The sequence below is a fragment of the Paenibacillus sp. 01L418 genome (assembly GCF_056400045.1).
The window spans coordinates 1-3,004 of record NZ_JBFTSN010000609.1 but is presented as its reverse complement, the minus strand read 5'-3'; the positions used below and the strand labels follow the sequence as shown (position 1 = coordinate 3,004).

The 3,004-nt window shown below is 46.3% G+C and carries 4 protein-coding genes; all 4 read right to left on the bottom strand.

The features are described from left to right. Nucleotides 1-109: 109 nt before the first annotated feature. Nucleotides 110-1,216, bottom strand: coding sequence for a PAS domain-containing sensor histidine kinase (locus AC1DSE_RS33535; RefSeq protein WP_477509124.1), 1,107 nt, complete (start codon nt 1,214-1,216; stop codon nt 110-112). A gap of 25 nt (nt 1,217-1,241) precedes the next feature. Further along, on the bottom strand, nt 1,242-1,898 hold the full coding sequence (locus tag AC1DSE_RS33530) for a response regulator transcription factor (RefSeq protein ID WP_477509032.1): 657 nt from the start codon (nt 1,896-1,898) through the stop codon (nt 1,242-1,244). A 119-nt stretch (nt 1,899-2,017) separates the two neighbouring features. Next, nucleotides 2,018-2,449 carry a GAF domain-containing protein gene (locus tag AC1DSE_RS33525; protein WP_076267530.1) on the bottom strand — a complete coding sequence of 144 codons (432 nt, stop codon included), beginning with the start codon at nt 2,447-2,449 and terminating at the stop codon, nt 2,018-2,020. A 331-nt stretch (nt 2,450-2,780) separates the two neighbouring features. Beyond that, nucleotides 2,781-3,004 (bottom strand): hypothetical protein (locus tag AC1DSE_RS33520; RefSeq protein ID WP_477528937.1); only part of this gene is annotated, 224 nt, incomplete at its 5' end.

The following is a 3,004-nucleotide window of genomic DNA, read 5'->3' as shown; positions in this document are numbered from 1 at the left end:
CTGTGTAACAACGGCTGCCTCAAATCCGTATTTATCCATATTTTTTTTGAGAATTAAAGCAATCTTATCGTCGTCCTCAATGATGAAAACTCGATACATGAAATTCCTCCTATAGGTTTACGCCTTTTCCTTCCGACTTCTTATCTTTAGGAACAATAAGCTTCACCTTTGCTCCTTTGCCAGGCTCCGAAACAATATCCAAATAACCGCCGATGCTGCGAGCTCTCTCCTCCATGCTGAATAAGCCTACACCGTGGCCGATGCGATCAGGACTGAAACCGAGCCCTTGATCTGTTACGCTGACAACGACCTCATCCTCCAGCTCCTCAACCACCACTTCAGCCTCGCCTACATCGGCATACTTCGCGATATTCGTTAATGCTTCTTGAATGACACGATAAATAGCTGTTTCCTTCATAATGCCCAGCCTGCTCTTTAAATTGCATGTGAGCGTCAATCGAATGCCAAAATGCTGTGAATAATTGTCCACATAAGTTCTTATTGCCGGAACGACACCTAAATCATCGAGAACCGATGGCCTCAGCTCCCAAGCCAAACCACGAATATCCTCCATCACGCCAGATACATCGCTGCGAAGCGCGCCCAGCTCAGGAATGTCATCGTGATCGCCGATAATGCGGTCAAGCCGAATAAGCAGCGAAAAGAGACTTTGGCCAATCCCGTCATGCAGTTCTCTCGATATTCGTTTTCGCTCTTCCTCTTGGATTTCAATCACCTTAACCATCATTTCCTTCAGCTCTTGCTCAGCCCGCTTCCGCTGCGTCACTTCACTGCGAATGGCTAAATATTGATAAGGGTTGCCCGCTTCATCAACGAAGGGAACAATCGTCGTGTTAACCCAGTAGTAGCTGCCGTCCTTGGCGCGATTTTTAATTTCGCCACGCCATACTTCGCCGCTTGAAATAACCTCCCACAGCTTGCGGAAGAAATCGCGCCCATGAAATCCGGAGTTGATAATCCGATGATCCTTGCCTATTAACTCTTCACGGCTGTACTTAGAAATTTCACAAAACTTATCGTTTACATATTCAATGCGGCCTTTATGATCCGTTACCGCAACGATTGACGATTCATCCAGCGCAAACTTCACATCTGCAAGCTGCTTAAGCGATTGATTAACTTGCGTAAGCATCGACTTATCATCAATCTCATCCTCCAAAACGGATAGAAGATAATCGACGTCTGACCCAATCATTCGCCGAAAGTTGTTACCGCCATGCTTAATCAAAATGCAGCAGCCCCTTCTCTAGCGCAAACTTAATGAGCTCCGGCCTTGTTCTAAGCCCAAGCTTATCCATCACATGGCTTTTGTGAGTCTCGACTGTCTTTACGCTAATAATTAAACTTTCCGCTATTTCCTTATTTGAATACCCTTTGGCGATCCAGCCCAAAATCTCCTTTTCACGCTCAGATAACGTGTTGTAAGGGTTGTTGTCCTCCCCGCCTTGCTTCAGCTTGACGAGATATTCGCTCATCAACCGCTTGGTAGCCGTAGGATAAAGATATGCATTTCCTTGCGCAACCGACTGGATCGCTGATATGAGCTCATCATGAGGCGCATTTTTCAAAATATAGCCTGAAGCTCCGATATGAATCGCACGGAACAAATATTCGTCATCGTCATGCATCGTCAAAATAAGAACCGCCGTCTCAGGCAGCAGCTTCTTCAGCTCCGTCGTTGCTGTCATCCCGTCTTTGCCATGCGGCATACTAAGATCCATCAATACAACATCCGGCACTAATTGCTGTGCCATCTGAATGGCTTCGTCCCCTTCCGAGGCTTCCCCTACTACCTCGATATCATGCTTGCCGTGCAGCAGCATTGCTAGACCCGATCTGACCATGGCATGATCATCACAAATAAGCAGCTTAATCATCTTGTTCTCCCCTCACTGGAATGATACCTCTGTCGATATGAGTCTATCATTTCTATTATCTATACTAGTATAGCTTACATTAGACAGTGAATTGTATTTACAGTCAAAAAAAGCCATCATCAAACGAGCATTGATGAGAGCTCTACTGTAATATGTGAAGCCTTCTCCAGCTCTTCGGCGACATAGGTCTTCTCCGAGCGTCTACCGATAAGCAGAACGCCGCAGATGCCTTTAGGCGTTTGAATGGGTACGCTTGCAGCAATGCGCAGCTGCTCTGTCAGCAGAATCGGCTCTCCTAACTTGAACCGCACCGTATCAGTCATTGCCGAGCTTGTGCTTGCGGTTCTGCCGGAGCGTATCGCAGTACCGGACAAACCCGCAGACGACTTCTGCTCAACAAGCGGTGTGCGCTCACTTATGCTGCCTGACGCCTTGGACCAGCGCAGCTTACGTTTGCCCGTATCGATCAAGCCGAGTATAGCGAAATCGCTGCCTGTCTCCCTCTTCAATCGCTCGATGTATGCAGCGATTTCCGCTTCTATCGTCTTCATCCTCATTCCTCCTTCAGGAAATACAAGCATTCTCTAACCTTATTATAAAGCTAAGCAAATGCTTTGTATGTCAGGGAATTCCCTGAATTAATGCCATCCAAACCATCATTGCCTTAGTATGCATCGAGATTTCGGCATAGAAAAAAGGAGCCCTTTTACAGGCTCCTTCTTCGACGGTGTTTGATCGTACGAGTCTTCACATCTAACACTTCACATTGTTAAGATTACTTGGGCACCGCTTGTACACATTCCGTTTTAATGGATTGCGCTTAGCGTGTGTGTTCAGAGATGCTCTGCGACACAACCCCTCGCTTTCATAAAAGCTTAGTGATTAAATAAGTTCCTCCTGTAGCCCTAGCACCAAAAGGTCCAACGGAACCACACCTCTCTTCACACCGTCAAATCTAATATGCACATCATTTTGCTTCCTTATACCTGTTTTGAAAATTTTTTTGATGCCTGCATTCATCCCATAATGATTAGAAGTTCTCCTGGGTTTGAACAACAATAAGGCTGGATGACTCTTTCTCTGCATCGTGTTGAGCGCTCTTCTGC

Bases quoted from the DNA above. Each gene is read 5' to 3' on its own strand.
- AC1DSE_RS33535 (WP_477509124.1), bottom strand. From the start codon at position 1,216: ATGATTGGGTCAGACGTCGATTATCTTCTATCCGTTTTGGAGGATGAG.
- AC1DSE_RS33530 (WP_477509032.1), bottom strand. From the start codon at position 1,898: ATGATTAAGCTGCTTATTTGTGATGATCATGCCATGGTCAGATCGGGT.
- AC1DSE_RS33525 (WP_076267530.1), bottom strand. From the start codon at position 2,449: ATGAAGACGATAGAAGCGGAAATCGCTGCATACATCGAGCGATTGAAG.